Origin of the sequence: Actinomadura formosensis (genome assembly GCF_050948385.1) — a bacterium.
Lineage (GTDB): Bacteria > Actinomycetota > Actinomycetes > Streptosporangiales > Streptosporangiaceae > Spirillospora > Spirillospora formosensis.
The window spans coordinates 3,287,316-3,311,817 of the sequence record NZ_CP192011.1 but is presented as its reverse complement, the minus strand read 5'-3'; the positions used below and the strand labels follow the sequence as shown (position 1 = coordinate 3,311,817).

General features: G+C 70.5%; 17 protein-coding genes and 2 rRNA genes. 9 read left to right on the top strand and 10 right to left on the bottom strand.

Annotated elements, in window-relative coordinates; all coding sequences use genetic code 11:
• Positions 1-23: 23 nt before the first annotated feature.
• On the bottom strand, positions 24-863 hold the full coding sequence (gene folP / locus ACQP1N_RS15640) for a dihydropteroate synthase (protein WP_433232081.1): 840 nt from the start codon (positions 861-863) through the stop codon (positions 24-26).
• Positions 864-1,041: 178 nt separating this feature from the next.
• Between folP and gmd the strand changes: the two genes are divergently transcribed.
• Positions 1,042-2,076: a GDP-mannose 4,6-dehydratase gene (gene gmd / locus ACQP1N_RS15635; RefSeq protein WP_067803033.1), complete on the top strand. Its 1,035-nt coding sequence runs from the start codon at positions 1,042-1,044 to the stop codon at positions 2,074-2,076.
• A 141-nt stretch (positions 2,077-2,217) separates the two neighbouring features.
• On the top strand, positions 2,218-3,090 hold the full coding sequence (locus ACQP1N_RS15630; RefSeq protein WP_067803011.1) for a LysR family transcriptional regulator: 873 nt from the start codon (positions 2,218-2,220) through the stop codon (positions 3,088-3,090).
• 97 nt (positions 3,091-3,187) lie between these two features.
• Here the strand turns inward: ACQP1N_RS15630 and ACQP1N_RS15625 are convergent, their stop codons facing one another.
• Positions 3,188-4,102 carry an Lrp/AsnC family transcriptional regulator gene (locus ACQP1N_RS15625; RefSeq protein ID WP_067803003.1) on the bottom strand — a complete coding sequence of 305 codons (915 nt, stop codon included), beginning with the start codon at positions 4,100-4,102 and terminating at the stop codon, positions 3,188-3,190.
• 777 nt (positions 4,103-4,879) lie between these two features.
• On the opposite strand from ACQP1N_RS15625, the gene ACQP1N_RS15620 reads away from it, so the two are divergent.
• The 3 genes from ACQP1N_RS15620 (at position 4,880) to ACQP1N_RS15610 (ending at position 9,041) form a co-directional block, all read left to right on the top strand.
• On the top strand, positions 4,880-6,259 hold the full coding sequence (locus ACQP1N_RS15620) for a GuaB1 family IMP dehydrogenase-related protein (RefSeq protein ID WP_433232723.1): 1,380 nt from the start codon (positions 4,880-4,882) through the stop codon (positions 6,257-6,259).
• A 188-nt stretch (positions 6,260-6,447) separates the two neighbouring features.
• Positions 6,448-7,920, top strand: coding sequence for an LCP family protein (locus tag ACQP1N_RS15615; protein ID WP_433232078.1), 1,473 nt, complete (start codon positions 6,448-6,450; stop codon positions 7,918-7,920).
• A 62-nt stretch (positions 7,921-7,982) separates the two neighbouring features.
• Positions 7,983-9,041 (top strand): enolase C-terminal domain-like protein, encoded by a 1,059-nt coding sequence (locus tag ACQP1N_RS15610; RefSeq protein WP_067803030.1) that lies wholly within the window; start codon positions 7,983-7,985, stop codon positions 9,039-9,041.
• A gap of 21 nt (positions 9,042-9,062) precedes the next feature.
• Here ACQP1N_RS15610 and ACQP1N_RS15605 read toward each other — a convergent pair whose 3' ends face one another.
• The 5 genes from ACQP1N_RS15605 to ACQP1N_RS15585 all read right to left on the bottom strand — a co-directional run bounded on the left by ACQP1N_RS15605 (position 9,063) and on the right by ACQP1N_RS15585 (position 16,682).
• Entirely contained in the window at positions 9,063-10,004 is a 942-nt protein-coding gene (locus tag ACQP1N_RS15605; RefSeq protein ID WP_433232075.1) for a hypothetical protein, read from the bottom strand.
• Between the two features lie 220 nt (positions 10,005-10,224).
• The gene (locus tag ACQP1N_RS15600) at positions 10,225-11,379 is read right to left on the bottom strand and encodes an acyl-CoA dehydrogenase family protein (protein ID WP_433232073.1); all 1,155 of its coding nucleotides are present in this window, start codon (positions 11,377-11,379) and stop codon (positions 10,225-10,227) included.
• A complete protein-coding gene (locus tag ACQP1N_RS15595) occupies positions 11,376-13,337 on the bottom strand; it encodes an acetyl/propionyl/methylcrotonyl-CoA carboxylase subunit alpha (RefSeq protein WP_433232070.1) in 1,962 nt (653 codons plus the stop codon). The genes ACQP1N_RS15600 and ACQP1N_RS15595 overlap by 4 nt, the downstream gene beginning before the upstream one ends.
• Before the next feature lie 7 nt (positions 13,338-13,344).
• Positions 13,345-14,877 (bottom strand): acyl-CoA carboxylase subunit beta, encoded by a 1,533-nt coding sequence (locus ACQP1N_RS15590; protein ID WP_433232720.1) that lies wholly within the window; start codon positions 14,875-14,877, stop codon positions 13,345-13,347.
• Positions 14,878-14,933: 56 nt separating this feature from the next.
• A complete protein-coding gene (locus ACQP1N_RS15585) occupies positions 14,934-16,682 on the bottom strand; it encodes an acyclic terpene utilization AtuA family protein (protein WP_433232068.1) in 1,749 nt (582 codons plus the stop codon).
• 101 nt (positions 16,683-16,783) lie between these two features.
• Here ACQP1N_RS15585 and ACQP1N_RS15580 point away from each other — a divergent pair, with 101 nt between their 5' ends.
• The 3 genes from ACQP1N_RS15580 to ACQP1N_RS15570 all read left to right on the top strand — a co-directional run bounded on the left by ACQP1N_RS15580 (position 16,784) and on the right by ACQP1N_RS15570 (position 19,080).
• Positions 16,784-17,392: a TetR/AcrR family transcriptional regulator gene (locus ACQP1N_RS15580; protein WP_067802978.1), complete on the top strand. Its 609-nt coding sequence runs from the start codon at positions 16,784-16,786 to the stop codon at positions 17,390-17,392.
• Between the two features lie 142 nt (positions 17,393-17,534).
• Positions 17,535-18,335, top strand: a complete 801-nt coding sequence (locus ACQP1N_RS15575) for an ArsR/SmtB family transcription factor (RefSeq protein ID WP_433232065.1) — start codon at positions 17,535-17,537, stop codon at positions 18,333-18,335.
• A 64-nt stretch (positions 18,336-18,399) separates the two neighbouring features.
• Positions 18,400-19,080 (top strand): DUF998 domain-containing protein, encoded by a 681-nt coding sequence (locus ACQP1N_RS15570; RefSeq protein ID WP_433232063.1) that lies wholly within the window; start codon positions 18,400-18,402, stop codon positions 19,078-19,080.
• 123 nt (positions 19,081-19,203) lie between these two features.
• Here ACQP1N_RS15570 and ACQP1N_RS15565 read toward each other — a convergent pair whose 3' ends face one another.
• Positions 19,204-19,842: a TetR/AcrR family transcriptional regulator C-terminal domain-containing protein gene (locus tag ACQP1N_RS15565; protein WP_067808146.1), complete on the bottom strand. Its 639-nt coding sequence runs from the start codon at positions 19,840-19,842 to the stop codon at positions 19,204-19,206.
• Between the two features lie 200 nt (positions 19,843-20,042).
• On the opposite strand from ACQP1N_RS15565, the gene ACQP1N_RS15560 reads away from it, so the two are divergent.
• Positions 20,043-20,996, top strand: a complete 954-nt coding sequence (locus ACQP1N_RS15560) for a quinone oxidoreductase family protein (protein WP_433232059.1) — start codon at positions 20,043-20,045, stop codon at positions 20,994-20,996.
• Positions 20,997-21,038: 42 nt separating this feature from the next.
• Here the strand turns inward: ACQP1N_RS15560 and rrf are convergent.
• Together rrf and ACQP1N_RS15550 are read right to left on the bottom strand one after the other, a co-directional pair.
• Positions 21,039-21,155 (bottom strand): 5S ribosomal RNA (gene rrf, locus ACQP1N_RS15555).
• Between the two features lie 169 nt (positions 21,156-21,324).
• Positions 21,325-24,432: ribosomal RNA gene (locus ACQP1N_RS15550) — 23S ribosomal RNA — on the bottom strand.
• Positions 24,433-24,502: the final 70 nt, after the last annotated feature.

The following is a 24,502-nucleotide window of genomic DNA, read 5'->3' as shown; positions in this document are numbered from 1 at the left end:
GGCGGCCGCGGCGCGCCGCCGGATCAGGCGCCGAGGGCGGTGACGGCGTCCAGGGCGCGGCGGGCGGCGGGGACGTCGTGGACGCGGAAGACGCGGGCGCCGAGCAGCGCGGACACGCCGAGGACGGCCATGGTGCCGACGCCGCGCCCGCCGACGGGGCGGCCGAGCGTCTCGCCGATGAAGTCCTTGTTGGAGACCGCGACCAGGACCGGCCATCCGGTGGCGGTCAGCTCACCGAGCCGCCGGGTGATCTCCAGTGACTGGCGGGTGTTCTTGCCGAAGTCGTGGGCCGGGTCGATGAGGATCGCGTCGCGGCGCACCCCGAGGGACACCGCGCGCTCGGCCCCGGCCGTGACATGCGCGACGACGTCCGCGACGACGTCGTCGTAGCCGATCCTGTGCGGGCGGGTGCGGGGCGTGAGACCGCCCGCGTGCGCACAGACCAGCCCGACGCCGTGCGCGGCGGCCACCTCGGCCAGGCGCGGGTCGGGCCCGCCCCAGGTGTCGTTCAGCAGGTCCGCGCCGGCCCGCGCGACCGCTTCGCCGACCTCTGCGCGCCAGGTATCGACGCTGATCACCACGTCCGGATACCGCTCCCGCACGGCGGCGACGAGGTCCACGACCCGGCGCAGTTCCTCGGCGACGCCGACGTCCGCACCGGGCCCGGCCTTCACGCCGCCGATGTCCACGATGTCCGCGCCGGCGGCGACGGCCCGGCCGACGGCGTCCAGCGCCGCGCCGAAGCCGTAGGTGGCGCCCCTGTCGAAGAACGAGTCGGGCGTGCGGTTCACCACCGCCATGATCGCGTGGCGGCCGATCTCGCGCCCGTTCAGCCGCAGCGGCGGCACGTCCGGAGAGCTCATGATGGATCTCACCGTGGCACAGCCGGGGCCCGGCGGGCGAACCAGAAGGGAATTCGGTTCAAACGGCGCCCTCCCTCGTCATTGTCGCGGCGCGGTCGGTAATCTCATATTTCACGCTCGTTGCGGGTTCCACCCGTGGTGGGCCCGCGTCGGACCTATTTCAGCCATGGAGGATCCGCTGTCCAGGCGAGCACTCATCACCGGCATCACCGGACAGGACGGCTCGTATCTGGCCGAGCATCTGCTTGAGCTGGGATACGAGGTCTGGGGCCTGGTGCGGGGGCAGGCGAACCCCCATGTGTCGCGGCTGCGCAAGCACATCGGCGACGTGCAGATCACCACCGGGGACCTGCTGGATCAGGGCAGCCTGATCTCGGCGGTGGAGCGGGTGCAGCCCGACGAGGTCTACAACCTGGGCGCGATCTCCTATGTGCCGATGTCGTGGCAGCAGGCCGAGCTCACCGCCGAGGTCACCGGCATGGGCGTGCTGCGGATGCTGGAGGCGATCCGCGTGGTGTCGGGCATCAGCCCGTCCCGCACGCCGGACCGCGAGCAGATCCGCTTCTACCAGGCGTCCTCCTCGGAGATGTTCGGGATGGTCCGGGAGACGCCGCAGAACGAGAGGACCCCGTTTCATCCCCGCAGCCCGTACGGGGTCGCCAAGAGCTACGGGCACTACATCACCCAGAACTACCGCGAGTCCTACGGGATGTTCGCGGTCAGCGGCATCCTGTTCAACCACGAGTCGCCGCGCCGGGGCGCCGAGTTCGTGACGCGGAAGGTGTCACTGGGCGCGGCGCGCATCAAGCTGGGCCTGGCCACCGAACTGCGGCTCGGCAACCTGGACGCGCGGCGCGACTGGGGCTATGCCGGCGACTACGCCCGCGCGATGCGGATGATGCTGGCGCAGGACTCCCCCGAGGACTACGTCATCGGAACGGGCAAGACGCAGTCGGTGCGGGAGTTGGTGGAGTTCGCGTTCCGCACGGCGGGCCTGAACTGGGAGGACCACGTCGTCCTGGACCCCAGGTACACGCGCCCGGCCGAGGTCGACCTGCTGTGCGCGGACCCGAAGAAGGCCCGCGAGCAGCTCGGCTGGGAGCCCGAGGTGACGTTCGAGGGCCTGGTGACGATGATGGTCGAGTCGGACCTGCGGCTGCTGTCGGAGTCCGCGCGTCCCGAGGACGAGCCGTTCAGCCCCGATCACTGGTGATCCGGTGACCGCCCGGGCGGCGGGACGCCGCGGGCGCACGGGCTGACCTGCGGCCTTGATCAGCGGCTCCGGGCCGATGTCCGCCGGACCGATTCCGGCTATGTCCAGGCCCCGAGCGGTTCGTTGGCATACGGTCGGGACATGAATCTGCGGCAGCTGCGCTATGTCGTGGCGACCGCCGACCACGGCACGATGACGTCGGCGGCCCAGGCTCTCTACGTGGCTCAGCCCGCGCTGTCGCGGGCCGTCCGCGAACTGGAGCGCGAACTCGGCGTGGAGTTGTTCGCCCGGTCCGGCCGCGGCGTCGCCCTCACCGACGTCGGTGAGCAGGTCGTCCGGCAGGCCCGTATCGCGCTGGGCGCCGTCGAGGCGATCGAGGGGCTGTCGGTCACCCGGGCCGACGGGCGCGGCGCAGAACTGCGCATCGCGGTCACCGCATCGCTGGAGCCGGAGCTGACCGGCCGGCTCGTCCCCCGCTTCGCCCGCCACCAGCCGGCCGTCCGGGTCCGGGTGCTCCGCTGCGCGGACCGCGACCAGGTCGCGGCGGCGCTGCGCACGGGCCGGGCCGACCTCGCGCTGACGGATCTGCCCGTCCCCGGCGACATGACCGCGCACCCGTTCGAGCAGCGCGAGGTGGTGCTGATCTCGCCGCCCGCGCTGAAGGTCCGCGAGCCGGTGCCGCCGGCCGCGCTGGACGGCATGCGGCTCGTGCTGCCCGCCCGCGGCGGCGCCCGCCGCGCCGAGATCGACGCGGTCCTGCGCCGCATCGGCGCGACGCCCGTTCCCGCGGTGGAGTCCGACGAGCGGAGCGCGTGGCTCGGCTGGGTCCGCGCCGGCATGGGCTCCCTGCTGTGGTACCGCAACCAGATCGACGACACCGAGGGCGTGACCGTCCGGTCGTTCATGCCGCCGATCGTCCGCATGATCGGGCTGGTGCACGCGCACCGCCGGCTGCCGCCCGCCGCCCGCGACTTCCTGACGTTCGCCAAGGAGGCGGGCCGCGACGCGCGCTGAGCCCGCCGGTCCGCGGGGTGGGCCGGGTGTCCGCCCGGATGCGGGACATGCGCCGCCCCGGCCACGGCGGGCACCGTGGCCGGGGCGGCGGTTCCGATCAGAGCAACCCGTTGAAGGGATGCTCGGGGAGTTCGACGGCGTAGGACTCCTTGATCACGTCCAGGTGATGCCAGGACTCCCGGACCGTCGCACCGGGCACGGACCGGACGGCGTCGAGCACGGCCACCAGCTCCCCGCGGGAGGCCGCCTCGGCCTGCCCGACGATGTCGTAGCGGCCGAAGCCGGTCGCCAGGTAGCGGATGCCGTCCTGGGCGGCGACCGCCTCGGCGACCTTCCGCAGCCCGCCGGTCACCACCAGGCCGAACCCGCCGAGCTCGGCGGCGCCGAGGGCGAGCGGATCGGCCAGCCCGGTGACCTGGATGACGCCCGTGCGCATGAGCCTGACCACCCGGGCCCGGGTGGCGGCCTGCGACAGGCCGATGACGTGCGCGAGCCGGGTGTAGGGGGCGCGCCCGTCGCGCTGCAGCTCGTGCAGGAGCCGCCAGTCGATGTCGTCGAGGCTGACCTCGCCGAGCTCGCGCACCACCGCATGCGTGTCGCGCACGGTGGACACCGACCGGAACACCTCCGCCGCGCGCACGCCGGGGACGGACCGGATCAGGTCCACCTCGGCCGCGAGCGTGGCATCGTCGCGGGTGCGCACCTGCGCGACCAGGTCGTACGGGCCCGCGGTCAGCGCGGTGAAGCTGACGGCGGCCCGCTCCGCGATGACCGTGGCCACCTCCCGGGAGGAGCCGTCGACGGTGACCGAGACGTGCCCGATCGCCTCCGCCCCGACCACGGCCGCGTGCACGATGCCGACCACCCGGACGACCTGCGTTTCGAGAAGGTGCTGTACCCGTGCCCGCACGGCCGTGCGGGAAAGCCCGACCCGGTCGGCGAGCGCCTGGAACGTCGCCCTCCCATCCCGCTGGAGCTCGCGGACGAGCACGGCGTCGACCGCATCCAGCACGGCTCTCCTCCTCGACATGTGATGAATCGTTTTGCCAGCAACTGCAAGATCATTCCATTTCAGGACGGTATGACGTCAAATATTGATCTTGCCTGTGTTCGCCATGCCCGGTGGCCGTTGAAGCGTCGGCGACCGGTTCGGCCCGGCGACGTTTCCGGCGCCCCGAAAACCGGTACGGCAGCGCAACGCTGCCGCACCCGGGCCGGGCGCACGGCGAGCCCCGCCCGGGGCGGGGGGCGCGCGGGGTGGTGATGATCACTCCGGCGGGCACTACGCGGGACGCGGCGCGGCAGGGGCGGCGCACGGCGCGAGCGGGCACGGCCGGCCGGGCTCACGTGCGTGGCCTGCATGCGCTTCTCCCGGTGTTCCGCTGTCACGCCCCTTACGGCGGGTCTGCCGTCCGCGTGCGATACATGTAAAAAAAGTGCATCGTGGGCGCAGTTACGTCAAGAGGTAACTTTACAGAGAGCCAAGCCCCACGTTGCATCGTTTTCCATACGCTCGGGGAGTTCGTTTTCGTTATGCCAGGAAGAGGGCCGGATCAGCATCGCGGATCGGCCGGTCGCGCCCCGGGGACACAGAGTCATCACCCCTGGGTACGGCCTCGCGGGCCACGGACCCGGGCGATACGGGGCGGGCTCGACCGGACCATAGCCGGGCATGGCCGAGAATGTACGGTGGTCCAGCCACTCAGATCCGCGATTGGTGTGTTGTACAGCCGTGCGCCTGCTGAACGGTGAGCGTTCCGCTCACGACCTCACCTACAACGACGTCTTCATGGTTCCCCGCCGCTCCTCGGTCGGGTCGCGCCTGGACGTCGACCTGTCCACCTCCGACGGCAGCGGGACGACGATCCCGCTCGTGGTCGCCAACATGACGGCCGTGTCCGGCCGCCGGATGGCCGAGACCGTCGCCCGGCGCGGCGCGATCGCGGTGCTGCCGCAGGACATCCCGGCCGACGTGGTCGCCGAGGTGATCGGCTGGGTCAAGGGCCGCGACCTGGTGGTGGACACGGCGATCCGGCTGGACCCCTCCAGCACCGCCGGGGACGCGCTGGCGCTGCTGCCCAAGCGGGCGCACAACGCGGTGATCGTCGTCGCGGACGACCGTCCGGTGGGCGTGGTCACCGAGGCCGACTGCCAGGGCGTCGACCGGTTCGCCCAGCTGCGCGACATCATGTCCCGCGACCTGGTGACGCTGCCGGCCGGCGTGAACCCGCGGGAGGCGTTCGACCGGCTGCACGAGCGCGGGCACCGCCTCGCCCCCGTCGTCGACGCCGAAGGCCGGCTCGCCGGCGTCCTGACCCGGACCGGCGCGCTGCGCGCCACCCTCTACCAGCCCGCCGTGGACGACGCGGGACGGCTGCGGATCGCCGCGGCGGTCGGCGTGAACGGGGACACCGCGGGCAAGGCCAAGGCACTGCTGGACGCGGGCGCCGACCTGCTCGTCGTCGATACCGCGCACGGCCACCAGGACAAGATGATGAGCGCGCTCGCCGCCGTCCGCAGCCTGGACCCGCCCGTCCCGGTCGTGGCGGGCAACGTGGTGACCGCCGAGGGCACCCGGGAGCTGATCGAGGCGGGCGCCGACATCGTCAAGGTCGGCGTGGGCCCCGGCGCGATGTGCACGACCCGGATGATGACGGGGGTGGGCCGCCCGCAGTTCTCCGCCGTGCTGGAGTGCGCCGCGGAGGCGCGCCGGCTCGGCCGGCACGTGTGGGCCGACGGCGGGGTCCGGCATCCGCGCGATGTGGCCCTGGCGCTCGCGGCCGGCGCCGCGAACGTGATGGTCGGGTCGTGGTTCGCCGGCACCTACGAGTCGCCCGGCGACCTGCAGCGGGCCGCCGACGGCCGGCTCTACAAGGAGAGCTTCGGGATGGCGTCGGCGCGGGCGGTGCGGCTGCGCACCGCCGAGGACTCCCCGTTCGACCGTGCCCGCAAGGCCCTGTTCGAGGAGGGCATCTCCACCTCCCGGATGTTCCTGGACCCGCGGCGTCCCGGCGTCGAGGATCTGATCGACCAGATCGTGGCGGGGCTGCGCAGCTCGTGCACCTACGCGGGCGCGCGGACGCTGGAGGAGTTCCACGAGCGGGTGACGGTCGGCATCCAGAACCCCTCGGGGTTCGCCGAGGGCATGCCGCTGTCCACCAGCTGGTAAAGATCACGATCCCGTGATGATCGCGTCGGTTCCCCAAAACCGGCCGGATTGCCTATCCTGAACACCAGTTGCCTCAGTGGCAACACCCGCTCGCATGCGGTCGACTCCCACGCAACCTTTGCCCGGTTCAGCGCGTCCATAATGTGAGCCGGGGGCTTAAAACACCGTGGGTGGGAATCGGAGCGTACATGGGTCGGACGCGAAGTCGGCATACGCGGGAGAAGGACGAGGACGGTTCCTCCGGCGGGGCGCGGGGTCTTCCTCGCGCGCTCGCACTGACCCTCGCGTCCGCCCTGGTCTGGGGCATCGCCCACTTCGTCACCGGCCGCCGGATCGCCGGCGGGCTGCTCCTCGCCCTGTACGCGGCGCTCACCGCGGTCGCGGCGGGCGCCGCGACGGTGTACCGCTCGGACCTGCTGCATCTCGCCGTCCAGCCGGACGTGCTGCAGCGCCTGTCCGCCGCGCTGGTCGCGCTGGGCGTGCTCTGGATCCTCGTCGTGATCCGCTCCTACCAGCACCTGCGGCCGCCGCAGATGGCGCTCAGCGCCAAGACGCTCGGCGCCGCGTCCGTCGCGGTGATGTGCTTCGGCGTCGCGGTGCCGGTGGCGTGGTCGGCGCACAGCACCTACGTCTACCGGGACGCGCTGACCAGCATCTTCCGCACCGGCAGCCAGAACGGCAAGCGCGTCGACACCGAGGACCCGTTCAACGGGCAGGCCCGCGTCAACATCCTGCTGCTCGGCGGGGACGCCGCCGCCGACCGCACCGGCGTGCGCACCGACAGCATGACGCTGGCCAGCGTGGACACCAAGACCGGCAACACGGTGCTGCTGAGCCTGCCGCGCAACCTGGAGCACTTCCCGATGCCGCCCGGCCCGGCCCGCGACCGGTTCCCCTACGGCTTCACCGGCGACGGCCCGCTGAACCCGGGCCTGCTGAACGAGGTGTACGAGTACGCCGAGCAGCACCCGGACGTGGTGCCGGGCGTCCCGAAGAACCACCGCGGCCCCGAACTGCTGAAGGCCACCATCGCCGGCGTCCTCGGGCTGCGCGTCGACTACTACATCCTCGTCGACATGTTCGGGTTCGCCGACATCGTCGACGCGATGGGCGGCGTCAAGATCAAGGTCACCGAGCCGATCCCGTACGGGCTGGAGGGCTCGGTCCTGCAGCCCGGCGACCGGAAGCTGAACGGCAAGGAGGCCCTCTGGTACGGGCGGTCGCGCACCAACAGCAGCGACTACGTCCGGATGAGCCGGCAGAAGTGCCTGATGCGCGCGATCGCCGAGCAGGCCGACCCGCAGACCGTCCTCACCAGCTTCGACAAGCTCGCCGCGGCCGCCAAGCGGACGCTGTCGACCGACATCCCGCAGGAACTGCTGCCCGCGCTGATGAAGCTGTCGAACAAGGTCAAGGACGGGGCGCAGATCCGGAGCCTGCAGTTCGTGCCGCCGCTGATCTACACCGGGAACCCCGACTTCAAGCTGATCCGCAAGCTGGCGTCCGACGCGGTCAACAACGATCCGCGCCCGGCGAGCACGGCGCCGAGCGCCGGCGCGTCCCCGAAGGCGTCCAGGAGCCCGTCCCCGAACTCGCCGGACGGCACCGCCTCACCCAAGCCCGACACCAAACCGGTGTCGCTGGAGGCCAGCTGCCCGTGACGAGCGGCGTCCGGCCAGGTGGATCATAGAGGGAGACGACCTCTGCGAAAGGGCGGGTGCGGGTGCCTGTGATCCAAGGCTGCGACGCCTTCCATGTGGCGATGCCGCGCGGACGGCGGCCGGAGAGCGTCCTCGTCCGCCTCACCGGCGGCGACGCGGTCGGCTGGGGCGAGATGGCCGTCCCGGCCGGGGCCGCGCATCCGGGCGCGGCCTGGGCGGACATCGAGAAGCGGATGGGCCCGGCGCTCATCGGGCTCGACTGGGAGCGTCCGGAGGACGTGTCCGCCGCCGCCGACCTCGGCGCGAACGAGGCCGCCGCCGCGGTCGACACGGCCTGCTGGGACCTGTGGTGCCGGACGCGGGGGCTGCCGCTCGCGCACGCGCTCGGCGGCACCCGCACGTCCATCGTGACGGGCGCGCGGATCTCCCCGGAACCGGTGCTGGACACGGTGACGGCCCGTGTCAACAGGGCCGTCGGGGCGGGCCACACCCGCGTCACGCTGGACATCCGCCCCGGCTGGGACATCGAGCCCGTCCGCGCGATCAGGCAGGCGTACCCGGCGCTGGCGCTCATCGCGGACGCGGGGCACGCCTACACCGAGTCGCCCGAGCATCTGGCGGTGCTGGAGGCTCTGGGCGGCTACGGCCTCGCCGCGATCGAGCGCCCGTTCCCCGCCGGCGACCTGGCCGCGCACGCCCGGCTCCAGCGGCGGGTGGGCACGGCCGTCGCCCCGGCCGTCGGCGACCTGGAGACCCTCGACGCGGCCCTGTCCCTGAACGCGGGCCGGGCCCTGCATCTGCGGCTCGACCGGCTCGGCGGGCTGACCGCGGCCCGCAGCGCCCACGATCTGGCGTACGCGGCGGGGTGGGACGTGTGGTGCAGCGGGTGCGGCGCGTTCGGGATCGGGCAGGCCGCCGCCGTCGCGCTCGCCAGCCTGCCCGGCTGCACACTGCCGAGCGATGTGTCCGACCCGGCGGGCGGGCCGGTGTTCGTGACGCCGCCCGTCCGCTCCTCCGGCGGGGTCGTGGGCGTCCCGCTCACCCAGCCGGGTCTCGGCCACGAGATCGACGAGGCGCGCATCGAGCGGCTGGCGATCCGCCGGATGCGCCTGCCGGCCTGACGCCCGCCGCCGTCCAGACCGCTACCGCTCCCCCTCGCGCGGCGCGTACCACTGCGGGTCCGCGTGGCCGGCCCCGTACGGATCCGGCCGGGCGTAGGGGTCGTAGTGCGGCGCGGGCGGCGGGATGGCCGGCGGTTCGGGTTCCGGCGGGATCGCGGGCCGTTCGCGGGCCGCCCGGCGTTCGCCGTAGGCGTTCTTCAGGCGCCCGCCGAACCGCCTGCCCATGTCCTGCACCTGCCGGGTGCGGTCCGACTGGAGCGCGCGCTGCACGCGTTCGGCCTGGGCGAGCCGGGCGGCGTTGTCGCGGACGGCCTGGCCCGCGGCCTGGCCGGCCACCTGGCCCGCCGCCTGCGTGCCGTCCCAGACGACGGCGGCGCCCTGCCGGGCGGCCTGCGCGGCCCGGCGGTAGCCGCCCGCGCGGACCAGGGTCGTGCCCGCCACGAGGTCCGCGAGGGTGCGGCGGGGCCCCACCAGCGCCGGGGCGCTGTTGGCCAGGAAGACCGCGACGGCCGCCAGCCATGTCAGGACCGCGAAGAAGAACAGACCGTGCAGGAGGAGTATCCAGGCGGTGCAGTACAGGCCGGTACCGCCCGCCGTGGTCGCCAGGGAACGGCGGAACGCGCGGGACTTGGTCGCCGCCGTGTTGTCGAGGCGGAGGTCCAGGACGGCCTTGCCGAGGGTTCTGCCGGTCCAGGCCAGCCCGGCGAACTGATGCAGGAACTCGACCAGCACGAGGAGCAGCAGCGCCTGCTCGACCGCGCCGACGACGTCCTGCCAGAGGCCCATGCCGAAGTCCTCGGCGGCCTTCTGGACGTCACCGCCGGTCAGCAGCAGCCCTCCCGCCGCGGACAGCGCGTCACCCCACAGGCCATCGCCCAGGAGCCCGTTGAGCCGTCCCCACGTCATCATGGCGAGGAGGAGGGCGGCACCGACGAGAAGGGCGGTGTCCAGTCCCCAGGCCATGAGACGGCGGCGGCGCGGTGCCGCGGCGGCCTGTGGCGGCACGGCGGCGGGCGGGGGGAACGCGGGCGAGGGAAACGGCGGTGGAACGGGCGGCGGGACTGGCGGGGGGACTGGCGGAGGGCCGTACACGGACGTCCTTCGAGTTCGCGTTGGGGTTGATCGGGAGCGCTGAGCTGTCAGGAGTGTAGGGCGCGCACCGTCCCCGCCGCCGGAAATGACCTCAATAGGACTTGGGCAGGCCCAGGGAGTGCTGCGCGACGAAGTTGAGGATCATCTCGCGGCTGACCGGGGCGATGCGCATCAGCCGGACCACACCGGCGAGCATCCCGACGCCGTACTCGGTGGTGAGGCCGTTGCCGCCGTGGGTCTGGATGGCCTGGTCGACGCAGTGGATCGCGGCCTCGGCGGTGGCGTACTTGGCCATGTTCGCGGCCTCGCCCGCGCCCATGTCGTCGCCCTCGTCGTACAGCCAGGCGGCCTTCTGCGCCATCAGCCGCGCCAGCTCCAGTTCGATCTTCGCGGCGGCGAGCGGGTGCGCGAGGCCCTGGTGCGCGCCGATGGGCGTCTTGAACACCTGCCGGTCCCTGGCGTAGGCGGTGGCCTTGCCGAGGGCGAGGCGGCCGATGCCGGCGCCCATCGCGGACGCCATGATCCGCTCGGGATTCAGGCCGGCGAACAACTGCAGCAGCCCGCCGTCCTCGTCGCCGACGAGCGCGTCGTACGGGAGCCGGACGTCGTCGAGATGGCAGATGAACTGCTTCTCCGGCGACACGATCTCCATGTCGATGGGGGTGTGGGTGAAGCCGGGCGTGCCGGTCGGGACGATGAACAGCGACGGCCGCAGGTTGCCCTTCTGGTCCTGGGTGCGGGAGACGAACAGGACGGCGTCCGACTCGTCCACTCCGGAGATGAACGTCTTCTGCCCGTTCAGCACCCAGCCCGCGCCATCTCGGCGCGCGGTGGTGGTGATGCGATGGGAGTTGGAGCCGGCGTCGGGCTCGGTGATCGCGAACGCCATCTTGACCGAGCCGTCGGCGAAACGGGGCAGCCAGTGCTTCTTCTGGTCCTCGGTGCCGGACCGGGCGATGATCGTCGCGCAGATCGCCGGGGACACGACCATGAGCAGCAGCGGGCAGCCCGCGGCGGCCAGTTCCTCGCACACGGCGGCGAGGTCGCCGATGCCGCCGCCTCCGCCGCCGTACTCCTCCGGCACGTTGACGCCGAGGTAGCCGAGCCGTCCCGTCTCGGCCCACAGTTCGCCGGTCTTCTGCCCGGCCTTGGCCTTCTCCACGTAGTACGAGGACCCGTACGCGGCGCCCAGTTCGGCGACGGCCGCGCGCAGCGCCCGCCGTTCCTCGGTCTCGACGAAGCTCATGCGGATTTCCCTTCGATGACGGCGAGGACGGCACCGGACTCGACCTGCTGTCCCGCGGCGACGTTCAGTTCCGTGACCGTCCCGGCGGACGGCGCGGCGATGCGGTGCTCCATCTTCATCGCCTCCAGGACGACGAGGGTCTGCCCTTCGGCGACGTCCGCGCCCGGTTCGGTCTCGACGCGGACGACGGTCCCGGGCATGGGGGCGAGGAGGGAGCCGGGGGCGATCCGGCCGCTCGGGTCGGCGAAGCGCGGGACGGCCGTGAGCGTCACCGGGCCGAGGCGGGAGTCGACGTGAACAGCGTCCCCGGCCGTGGCCACGGTGAAGGTCTCGCGGAGGCCGTCGTGGCCGAGGACGACCCGGTCCGGCGTGGCGGCGATCAGCGACGTGCCGGGGCAGAGCCCGGAGGTCAGGACGCCCCCGTGCAGGTGGTAGTCGACGTCGACCGTCCCGTGCGGGCCTTCGAACGTCCTGCGCTGCGGCTGGGACCGGACGTTGCGCCACCCGGACGGCAGCCCGCCGAGCACCGGGGCGGCGGACCGGTTCGCGGCGGCCAGCGCGAGCGCGGCGGCCAGCGCGGACACCCGCACCGCCGCTTCGCCCGCCAGCGGCTTCGCCAGGGTGTCCAGGCCGGTGCGGTCGAGGTAGCCGGTGTCGGTGTCGCCGTCCAGGAAACCGGGTTCCTCCAGGATCCGGACGAGCAGGTCCCGGTTGGTGCTGAGGCCGTGGATGCGGGCGCCGCGCAGCCCCGCCGCGAGCCTGCGGGCGGCGGCGGCGCGGGTCGGCGCCCACGCGATCACCTTGGCGAGCATCGGGTCGTAGTGGACGCCGACGTCGTCACCGCTCTGCACGCCGCTGTCGAGCCGCAGCCCGTGCCCGGCCGGGACGGCGAACTCGGCGTCCACGTCCGGCACCTCGAAGGTGTGCAGGGTGCCGCTGGCGGGCCGCCAGTCGTGCGCGGGGTCCTCGGCGTAGAGGCGGACCTCGATGGCATGGCCGCGGGGTTCGGGCGGGGCGGCGGGGAGCCGTGCGCCTTCGGCGATCTCGATCTGCAGCCGGACGAGGTCCACCCCGTAGACGCATTCGGTGACGGGGTGCTCGACCTGGAGGCGGGTGTTGACCTCCAGGAAGTAGAAGCGGCCGTCCCGCGCGAGCATGAACTCGACGGTGCCGGCGCCGGTGTAGCCGATGGCGCGGGCCGCGTTCGCCGCCGCCTCGCACAGCCGGGCGCGCAGGTCCGGGCCGACGGCGGGGGACGGCGCCTCCTCGATGATCTTCTGGTGGCGGCGCTGGATGGAGCACTCGCGTTCGCCGAGCGTCCAGACGGTGCCGTGCGCGTCGGCGAGGATCTGCACCTCGATGTGCCGCGCGTCCTCCAGCAGGGGCTCGCAGAACACGGCCGGGTCGCCGAACGCCGACTCGGCCTCGCGGCGCGCCCCCGCGACGGCGTCGTCGAGTTCGCCGGGGGCCCGGACGATCCGCATGCCGCGCCCGCCGCCGCCCGCGGACGCCTTGACCAGCAGCGGGAAATCGGCGTCCGCCACCCGGGCCGGGTCGAGCTCGGGCAGCACGGGGACGTCGGCGGCGGCCATCAGCTTCTTCGCCTCGATCTTGGAGCCCATGGCGGCGATCGCGTCCGGCGGCGGGCCGATCCAGGTCAGGCCCGCGTCGAGGACGGCCCGCGCGAAGCCGGCGTTCTCCGACAGGAACCCGTAGCCGGGATGGACGGCGTCGGCCCCGGCGCTCGCGGCGACCGCGAGGAGCCGCCCGGCCGCCAGGTACGTCTCGGCGGGGGACGCTCCGGGAAGCCGCCCGGCGACGTCCGCCTCCCGGACGTGCGGCGCGTCCGCGTCGGGGTCGGAATGGACGGCGACCGTCCCGATGCCGAGGTCCCGGCAGGCCCGCAGGACGCGGCGGGCGATCTCGCCCCGGTTGGCGACCAGCACTCTGTTGATCATTTATCGCTCACATCCGGAAGACGCCGAAGCCGTCGGCTCCGCGCACGGGCGCGTTGTGGACGACGGACAGGCACAGGCCGAGGACGGTACGGGTGTCGCGCGGGTCGATCACCCCGTCGTCGTAGAGCCGTCCCGACAGGAAGAACGGCAGCGACTCGGCCTCGATCTGCGTCTCGACCATCTCCCGCATCGCACGGTCCTGCTCCTCGTCGTAGGCCTGCCCGCGCGCCTGCGCCGCCTGCCGCGCCACGATCGACAGGACGCCCGCGAGCTGCTGCGGGCCCATCACCGCCGACTTCGCGCTGGGCCAGCTGAACAGGAACCGGGGATCGTAGGCCCGGCCGCACATGCCGTAGTTGCCCGCCCCATAGGAGGCGCCCATCACGATCGAGATGTGCGGGACCTTGCTGTTGGCCACCGCGTTGATCATCAGGGCGCCGTGCTTGATGATGCCGGCCTGCTCGTACTCCTTGCCGACCATGTAGCCGGTCGTGTTGTGCAGGAACAGCAGCGGGGTGTCGCTCTGGTTGGCGAGCTGGATGAACTGCGCCGCCTTCTGCGCCTCCTCGCTGAACAGGACGCCCTGCGCGTTCGCCAGCACCCCGATCGGGTAGCCGTGGACGCGCGTCCAGCCGGTGACGAGGCTCGTCCCGTAGAGCGGTTTGAACTCCTCGAACCGCGACCCGTCGGCGATCCTGGCGATGACCTCGCGGGGGTCGAACGGGACTTTCAGGTCGTCGGGCACGATCCCGGCCAGCTCTTCCGGGTCGTAGCGGGGCTCCTCGACCGGGCCGGGCGGCGGGCCGGGCTTGCGGTGGTTGAGGTTCTTGACGATCTGGCGTCCGAGGCGGAGCGCGTCCGCCTCGTCCACGGCCATGTAGTCGGCGAGGCCGGAGGTGCGGGCGTGCATTTCCGCGCCGCCGAGTTCCTCGTCGTCCGCCTCCTCCCCCGTCGCCATCTTCACCAGCGGCGGCCCGCCGAGGAACACCTTCGCGCGCTCCTTGACCATGACCACGTAGTCGCACATGCCGGGGATGTAGGCGCCGCCCGCCGTGGAGTTGCCGAACACGAGCGCGATCGTCGGGATGCCCGCCGCGGACAGCCGGGTGAGGTCCCGGAACATCCGCCCGCCGGGGATGAAGATCTCCTTCTGCGTCGGCAGGTCCGCGCCGCCCGACTCGACCAGGTTGATGACCGGCAGCCGGTTCTCCAGCGCGATGTCGGACGCCCGGAAGCTCTTCTTCACCGTCCAGGGGTTGCTGGACCCGCCGCGCACCGTCGGATCGTTCGCCACGATCATGCATTCGACGCCCTCGACGACCCCGATCCCGGTGACGACGCTCGCGCCGACGGGGAAGTCGCTGCCCCACGCGGCCAGCGGGCTCAGCTCAAGGAACGGCGAGTCCGGGTCGAGCAGCAGCTCGATGCGCTCCCTGGCCAGCATCTTCCCGCGCTTGCGGTGCCGGGCGAGGTATTTCTCCCCGCCCCCTTCCAGCGCCTTGGCGTGCTCGGCGTCCAGGGCCGCCAGCTTCTCCAGCATGGCCGCGCGGCGCTCCGCGTACTCCGGGCTCCGCGTGTCCAGCGTGCTCTTGAGGGTCAAAGAACTGCCTCCGGAATGTCGACGAGGCGGGACCGCAGCCACTCCCCGAGCGCCTTGCCCTGCGGGTCGAACCGGGTCGAGGCCGAAACGCCCTCCTGCAGCAGCCCTACGACGACGAAGTTGACCGCGCGGAGGTTGGGCAGGACATGCCGCTGGACGGGATGGTCCCGGGTCTCGGGCAGCAGTTCCCGGAACCGCTCAGTGGTGAGGAAGGGCTCCAGCCAGGCCCATTGGGCATCGGTCCGCGCCCAGACGCCGATGTTGGCGTCCCCGCCCTTGTCTCCGCTCCGGGCCCCGGCAACCCGTCCGAGGGGCGCCCGGACCACCGGTCCCCGCGCGTCCGGGAGCGGGTTCTCCCCAGTTCCCGGTGCGGCCTCCCCCGCGCCGGCGGCCGCTCCGCGGCCGGCGGGTTGCGCCGCCGTGACGGGCGCCGGCGGGATGGAGACGCGGGTGCCCTCGGAGGTGACGGCGACGTGCTCGACCACCTCGTTCGGCACGAAGGCGGGCGTGTAGACCCCGTACGGGCTTCCCTTCCCCGGCGGGGACGTCATCGTGAAGCCCGGATATCCGGCGAGGGCCAGTTCCACCGCCGCGTTGCTGAAGGTGCGGCCGACCTTGTTCGGGTCGGGATCGAGGGCGGCGCAGCGGAGCAGGACGGTCGCCTCGCCCTGCGTGGCCGGGTCGGGGGCGGCGGAGCCGATGAGCGTCCACTCCAGACGGGACGGCGGGGCACCGCCGAAGGCGGCCTCCATCTGGGTCTTGACCCCCTCCGCCTTGGCCTCGATGCCCAGCCCGGTGAGCACGAACGTCATCTCGTTCCGGTGACCGCCGAGGTGGTTCAGGCAGACCTTCGTGGCCGGGGGCGGCGGAGTCCCCCGGACACCGCTGATCCGCACCCGGTCCGGCCCGTCCTGCGCCAGCTCGATCGTGTCGAAGCGCGTCGTCACGTCCGGCCCCGCGTAGGACGGCCCGCCGATCTCGTACAGGAGCTGTGCCGTGACGGTCCCGGTGGTCACGGCGCCGCCCGTCCCGTCGTGCTTGGTGATCACGCTGGAGCCGTCGGCGTGGATCTCGGCGATGGGAAAGCCCGGCGCCTTTACGTTGTAGATTTCTTCAAAGAACGCGTAGTTGCCGCCCGTGGCCTGCGTCCCGCACTCCAGGACGTGCCCGGCGACGGTCGCGCCCGCCAGCGCGTCCCAGTCGTCCCGCGCCCAGCCGAAGTGCGCGGCAGCCGGTCCCGCCACTAGCGAGGCGTCGGTGACCCGGCCGGTCACCACCACGTCGGCTCCGGCCCGCAGGCACTCGGCGATCCCCCAGCCGCCCAGGTAGGCGTTGGCGGTGAGCGGCGGCCCGTGACGCGAGCCGGCGAGACCGAGCGCATCGGCCCGGGCCAGCAGGTCGTCGCCCTCCACATGGGCGACGCGGACATCGAGCCCCAGCCGGGACGCCAGTTCCCGCAGCCGCTCCGCCAGCCCGCGCGGATTGAGCCCGCCGGCGTTGGTGACGATCGTCGTGCCGCGCTCCACCGCGAGCCCGAGGGACTCCTCCATCTGCCGCAGGAACGTGGCGGCGTACCCCGCGTCCGGGTCCTTCATCCTGCCGCGGCCCAGGATCAGCATCGTGAGCTCGGCGAGGTAGTCGCCGGTGAGGACGTCCAGCGGCCCGCCCTCCAGCATCTCCCGCACCGCGGAGAAGCGGTCGCCGTAGAAACCCGAGGCGTTACCGACCCGCAACGGTTGGCTCATGGGTGAACCCTGCCAGTCCGGACGAAAAAAATCAATCGCGCATGATTGTTTCTTGCCGCGATCATTTGGTTGACTGGAGATCCACCCGAGCCAAGGAACCCATGACCGCCCAGGCACTCCCCCGCGAACCGCAGCAGGACCGCAGCCGCGCCACCCGCCGCCGCCTCCTGGAGGCCGCCATCGGCTGCCTCGCCTCCGTCGGCTGGGCGGGCACGACCGTCGCGGTGGTCGCCGAGCGCGCCGGCGTCTCCCGGGGCGCCGCCCAGCACCACTTCAGGACGCGGGAGGAGCTGGTGACGGCGGCGGTCGAGTACGGGTCCGAGGTGCGGATGGCCCAGATGCGCGAGCGCCTGGACGCCCTCGCCGACCACCGTCCCTCCACCCGGGACGTCGTGACCCTGCTCGGCGAGATGTACACGAGCCCGCTGTTCCGCGCAGCGCTGCAACTCTGGGTCGCGGCCAGTTCCGACGACCAGCTCCGCGCGCAGGTCCTCCCGCTCGAAGCCCGCGTGGGACGCGAGGCGCACCGCCTCACCGTCGAGGCCCTCGGGGCGGACGAGGGCGTCCCCGGCGTCCGCGAGACCGTCCAGGCGACCCTCGACCTGGTCCGCGGGCTCGGGCTGGCCGACCTCCTCACCGACGACTCGGCCCGCCGCGCCCGCCTCCTGAACCAGTGGGCCGCCACCCTCGACCAGGCCCTCGGCCGCTGACACCCGGCTTCTTCCGGCACACCGCCCGGACGGCCACCCGCCACAGGGGTCGCCGCCGCCGGCGATGAGACGACGACCCGGATGGGACAGCGTTCCTCCGCCACGGTTGACATGTGACCTTTTGGTCACCTATTTTCGAGGTGTGGACGACGACGATCTGGCGTTCAAGGCGCTGGGCGACCCGACCCGGCGGTTCCTGCTCGACCTGCTGTTCACCCGGGACGGGCGGACGCTCGGCGAACTGGACTCCGAGGTCGAGATGACCCGGTTCGGGGTCGCCAAGCATCTGCGGGTTCTGGAGGAGGCCGGGCTGGTGGTCACGCGCCGCTCCGGCCGGGAGAAACTCCACTTCCTCAACCCCGTGCCGATCCGGCTGATCCACGACCGGTGGATCGGCAAGTACACCGAGCGGCCCGTCGCGGCCCTCACCGATCTGAAAACGGAACTGGAGCAAACGATGACCGAGGCCCCCGCCGAGCCCCGCACCGTCCGTGTCTTCCGCGTCCACATCAAGGCCACCCCGCAGGCCATCTGGGACGCCATCACCAAGCCCGAGTGGGCGGTCAGGTACGGCTACCGCGCGCCCATCGAGTACGACCTGCGGCCCGGCGGCACCTGCCGCGGCCTGGCGAGCGAGGAGATGAAGGCGGGCGGCGCCCCCGATGTCATCATCGACGGCGAGGTCATCGAGGCGGACCCGCCGCGGCGGCTCGTCCAGACCTGGCGGCCCCTGTTCCTCGGGGAGGACTTCACCCGCCTCACCTACGAGATCGAGGACGGCGGCGACGGCGTCTGCGCGCTCACCGTCACCCACGACGTCACCGGCGCACCCGCGACGGACGCGCAGATCTCCGGCGAGACGCCCGAGGCGGGCGGCGGCTGGAGTCTCATCCTCAGCGACCTGAAGACCCTCCTGGAGACCGGCGAACCCCTGTACGCCTGACCCCTTCCCACCCCCGCGGTCCGGGGCGCTCCACCCCGGACCGTCCCATCCCACGGGAGCTGTCATGCGCCCCACGCCGACCGCCGCACCCCGGCCCCGCACCGCGCAGGGTCCCACCCGCTCCACCCGCGCCCTGCTCCTCGGCGGAGCCGCCGCCGGACCGCTGTTCGTGCTGACGATCCTCGGCCAGGCCCTCGGCCGCGACGGCTACGACGCCGCCCGCCACCCGCTGAGCATGCTCGCGCTCGGCCCGCACGGCTGGATCCAGACGGTGAACTTCCTCCTCGCCGGCGCCCTGGTGCTGGCGTCCGTCATCGGGCTGCGGCACGTCCTCGACCCGGGTTCGCCCGGCCGCACCTGGGGAACGGCGCTCATCGCCCTCTACGGCACGAGCCTGATCTGGGCCGGAGTGTTCCCCACCGATCCCGCCGAAGGCTTCCCGTCCGGGACTCCGGCCGGGCCGGCCGAGCCCAGCTGGCATGGCATGCTGCACAACCTCGCGCCCGTCGGCATGAGCCTCGCCCTCAGCGCGGCCTGTCTGGTGTTCGCCCGCCGCTTCGCCCGCCAGGGCGACACCGGCTGGATGATCTACAGCACCGCGGCCCCCGTCGCCTCCTTCGCCCTCTCCTTCGCGGCCGTCCCCGCCGGCGACTTCCGGCTGATGCTCGCCGGCGGGGCGGTGATCTGGACATGGGCGGCCGCGCTGTGCCTCAGGCTCCTTATCAGGCAGGCTCGCCGGGCCTGATCCGCTGTCACCGGAGGCGGTTCCGCGCATCGACACCAGCGGAGCCGCCTCCGCGCGTCCGTGTCCGCCGGGACACCCCCGGACTCGCCTCCGTCGTGGCGCACAACGCCGCGGAGACGCAGATCAGGACGGCGGACCCGACGCGGCCAGGCGGGCACGAACCCCGGCCATGATCAGCTCCAGCCCGAATCCGAAGTGCTCCTCCGGATGGGGCGCCGCCAGGTCGCCGGACGCGGCGGCCATGTTCGGGTGACGACTCGGGTCCAGCGCCGCCGAAAGCCGCGCGACCGCCTCGTCCCCGCCGGCGGGCCCCGCCGCGAGCTGCTCCTCTCCCGCGTGGCCGACGACATAGTAGGTGAGGGTGTCCACCGCCCAGACCGCGTCCCGCAGGCCGAGACCCGCCTCCCGCAGAATTCCGATCATGGTCTCGCCATAGGCCAGGGCGTTGGGCAGGGGGAAGAACACCCCGGCGAACAAGCGGGCACCGTCGCGTCTGGACAGCAGGGCGCGGCGCAGACGGTGCGCCGCCATGACGATCCGCTCGTCCCAAGGCAGGGCCGGGTCCACACCGGCCGTCACCCTGGCGAGCATGGCGTCGGCCATGGCCTCCAACAGCTCCCCCTTGCTGGAGAAGTGCCAGTATGTGGCGCCGTTCTGGACGCCGAGTGCCTTCGCGAGCCCCCGCATCGTCAGCTTGTCCAGCCCCACCTCATCGAGCAGGCCGAGACCACCGTCGATCACGCGTTCACGGGTCAGGCGCATCGCCGCTCCTCTTTATCCGGTTGACGCGGACACCAGTATGGCGCAGACTTCAACAGCGTTGAACTTCAACGACGTTGAGGTCCGGAAGGGGGACCATGCTGATCCGGAACACACCGTGACGCCCTGATCCGGGTCGCGCATGTGCGAGGGCCCGGCCATCGTCACCGTCATCGACAAGAAAGGCAGTCAGTGTGCGCACGGTGCGGTTTCACCAGTACGGGGGTCCCGAGGTGCTGCGGGTCGAGCGGGTACCCCGCCCCGAGCCGGGAGCGGGCGAACTGCTCATCGAGGTCGACGTCATCGGAGTGACCCTGCCGGTCATCCGGCTCACGCGCGACGTCCCCGGGGACGGTGGCGCGCCGCTCCCCCGCACACCCGGCGGTGAGATCGCGGGACGGGTCGCGGCGATCGGCCCGGGCGTCACCGGATGGCGGATCGGGCAGCGCGCCGCCGGCCCCGCGTTGGCCGGGGCGTACGCAGAGTTCGCGGCGGTCCCGGCACCGTTCATGGCGCCCGTGCCCGATGAGGTCGACGACCTGGCGGCCTTGCTCCTGACACGCAGCGGACAGGTGGCCCTTGGAGCGCTGCGTGCGGGCGGGTTCGGCAAGGGCGACAGCGTGCTGGTCACCTCCGCCGCCGGAGGCGTCGGCCACCTGGCGGTCCAATTGTCCGTGGCCCTCGGCGCGGGACGTGTGACCGCCGCGGTGGGCAGCGCCGACAAGGCCGAATTCGTGCGTTCGCTGGGGGCCGATCACGTCATCACCTACGAGCGGGAGGACTGGGGCGACCCCGTGGACGTCGTTCTGGACGGGGTGGGCGGCGATGTACAGGCGGCGAGCCTGCGCGCCTTGGCGCCCTTCGGGCGGCTGGTCTGCTTCAACGCCGTCGGCGGCCAGGTGGACACCAACGAACTGCGGATGCACAGCAGGGCGGTCATCGGTTTCGCAATGGCGCATCTCGCCGGCCGCCGCCGCGACGTCTACGACCGGCATCAACGTGAACTTTGGGAGCTGCACATCGCAGGTCGCCTGCGACCGGCAATTCACGCCGTGCTCCCTCTGGAAGAGGCGGCCGATGCCCACCTCATCCTCGAAGCACGCGCCAACCGCGGCAAGGTCGTCCTGAGCCCGCGGAAATCTCCGGCCGGGAAATGAGAAGGGCCCCGCCGGTAACGGCGGGGCCCCTCCACAATATGAGTCCGGCGGTGTCCTACTCTCCCACACGGTCTCCCATGCAGTACCATCGGCGCTGAAGGGCTTAACTTCCGGGTTCGGGATGGGACCGGGTGTTTCCCCTTCGCCAAAACCACCGAACGACCAACCCCCAACACCCCACCAAACGGGGGATGCGGGAAGACTCGTCCGAGCGTCAGGCTCGGTATCCACTTATGACACTACGGGTACCCGGTTGTTTTCCGGGAACCACACAGGGACGCGAACAACTACACGCAACACATGCGGCGATTTGGTTTGAACGGATCATGTGTTCAAGCCACTCGGCCTATTAGTACCGGTCGACTCCACACGTCACCGCGCTTCCATCTCCGGCCTATCAACCCGGTCGTCTACCGGGGGCCTTACACCCCACAACGGGGGTGGGAGAACTCATCTTGAGGAAGGCTTCCCGCTTAGATGCTTTCAGCGGTTATCCCGACCGAACGTAGCCAACCAGCCGTGCCCCTGGCGGGACAACTGGCACACCAGAGGTCCGTCCGTCCCGGTCCTCTCGTACTAGGGACAGACCCTCACAATTCTCCTACGCGCGCAGCGGATAGGGACCGAACTGTCTCGCGACGTTCTAAACCCAGCTCGCGTGCCGCTTTAATGGGCGAACAGCCCAACCCTTGGGACCTACTCCAGCCCCAGGATGCGACGAGCCGACATCGAGGTGCCAAACCATCCCGTCGATATGGACTCTTGGGGAAGATCAGCCTGTTATCCCCGGGGTACCTTTTAGCCGTTGAGCGACACCACTTCCACACGTAGGTGCCGGATCACTAGGCCCTGCTTTCGCACCTGCTCGACACGTCCGTCTCACAGTCAAGCTCCCTTGTGCCCTTGCACTCGCCACCTGATTGCCAACCAGGCTGAGGGAACCTTTGGGCGCCTCCGTTACACTTTAGGAGGCAACCGCCCCAGTTAAACTACCCACCAGGCACTGTCCCCCACCCGGATCCACGGGTGCGGGTTAGACGCTCAAAACGACCAGAGTGGTATTTCACCAGCGACTCCACCGGCACTGGCGTGCCGGCTTCACAGTCTCCCACCTATCCTACACAAGACGCTCCAAGCGCCAATGCCAAGCTATAGTGAAGGTCCCGGGGTCTTTCCGTCCTGCTGCGCGAAACGAGCATCTTTACTCGTACTGCAATTTCGCCGGGCCTGTGGTTGAGACAGCGGGGAAGTCGTTACGCCATTCGTGCAGGTCGGAACTTACCCGACAAGGAATTTCGCTACCTTAGGATGGTTATAGTTACCACCGCCGTTTACCGGCGCTTAGATTCTCAGCTTCGACCCCGAAGGATCTAACCGGTCCTCTTAACGTTCCGGCACCGGGCAGGCGTCAGTCCGTATACCGCGTCTTACGACTTCGCACGGACCTGTGTTTTTAGTAAACAGTCGCTTCCCCCTGGCCTCTGCGACCCCACCCAGCTCCCACCGCAAGGGCGTTCACCGGGCGTGGTCCCCCTTCTCCCAAAGTTACGGGGGCAATTTGCCGAGTTCCTTAACCACAGTTCACCCGATCGCCTCGGTATTCTCTACCTGACCACCTGAGTCGGTTTAGGGTACGGGCCGCCGATACACTCGCTAGAGGCTTTTCTCGACAGCATGGGATCACTCACTTCACCTAAAACGGCTCGGCATCACATCTCACCCTTGACGGTGCACGGATTTACCTGCACACCGGGCTACATGCTTACCCCAGGACAACCATCGCCTGGGCTGAGCTACCCTCCTGCGTCACCCCATCACTCACCTACTACCCCCTCGGGCCGACCGCTAGCACCGAACCGAGCCCGAAGGCTCAACCCGGGATTCGGGGTCTTAGCATCAGAGGGTTCAGCGTTGGCGCATACCAGCGGGTACGGGAATATCAACCCGTTGTCCATCGACTACGCCTGTCGGCCTCGCCTTAGGTCCCGACTTACCCTGGGCGGATTAGCCTGCCCCAGGAACCCTTGGTCATTCGGCGCACACGTTTCTCACGTGTGACTCGCTACTCATGCCTGCATTCTCACTCCCACAGCCTCCACCACTCGATCACTCGGCGGCTTCACCGGCTGCAGGACGCTCCCCTACCCATCAACACATCACATGTCAATGCCACGGCTTCGGCGGTGTGCTTGAGCCCCGCTACATTGTCGGCGCGGAATCACTTGACCAGTGAGCTATTACGCACTCTTTCAAGGATGGCTGCTTCTAAGCCAACCTCCTGGTTGTCACGGCAACTCCACATCCTTTCCCACTTAGCACACGCTTAGGGGCCTTAGCCGATGATCTGGGCTGTTTCCCTCTCGACTACGAAGCTTATCCCCCGCAGTCTCACTGCCACGCTCTCACTTACCGGCATTCGGAGTTTGGCTGACGTCAGTAACCTTGTAGGGCCCATCAGCCATCCAGTAGCTCTACCTCCGGCAAGAAACACGCGACGCTGCACCTAAATGCATTTCGGGGAGAACCAGCTATCACGGAGTTTGATTGGCCTTTCACCCCTAACCACAGGTCATCCCCCAGGTTTTCAACCCTGGTGGGTTCGGGCCTCCACACCGTCTTACCGGCGCTTCACCCTGCCCATGGCTAGATCACCCCGCTTCGGGTCTACAGCATGCGACTGAAAACGCCCTATTCAGACTCGCTTTCGCTACGGCTACCCGCCACCGGTTAACCTCGCCACACACCATAACTCGCAGGCTCATTCTTCAAAAGGCACGCCATCACGAACACCACCCGAAGGCAGTGAGGACGCTCTGACGGCTTGTAGGCACACGGTTTCAGGTACTATTTCACGACCCCTCACCGGGGCACTTTTCACCTTTCCCTCACGGTACTGGTCCGCTATCGGTCATCAGGAAGTATTCAGCCTTACCACGTGGTCGTGGCAGATTCACACGGGATTTCACGGGCCCCGTGCTACTCGGGAACACACCCAAGAGACGTCATGATTTCACCTACCGGGCTCTCACCGTCTACGGCCGGCCATCCCATACCGTTCGGCTATCATAACATTTTGTAACTCTCCGACCCAGCGGCAGCTAGATCAAGGCGGTCCCACAACCCCGCACACGCAACACCTGCCGGCTATCACACGCGCACGGTTTAGGCTCCTCCGCTTTCGCTCACCACTACTCACGGAATCACTATTGTTTTCTCTTCCTGCGGGTACTGAGATGTTTCACTTCCCCGCGTTCCCACCAACCTGCCTATACATTCAGCAGGCGGCGACACCCCATGACGGGTGCCAGGTTTCCCCATTCGGAAATCCCCGGATCAAAGTCTGGTTGCCGACTCCCCGAGGCATATCGCAGGCTCCCACGTCCTTCATCGGCTCCTGATGCCAAGGCATCCACCGTATGCCCTTAAAAACTTGAACACACGAAACGATCAAAACAAATCGCAGACAAGAACACGATCCAAAGACCGCGTTCTCGCCAGAGATGCTC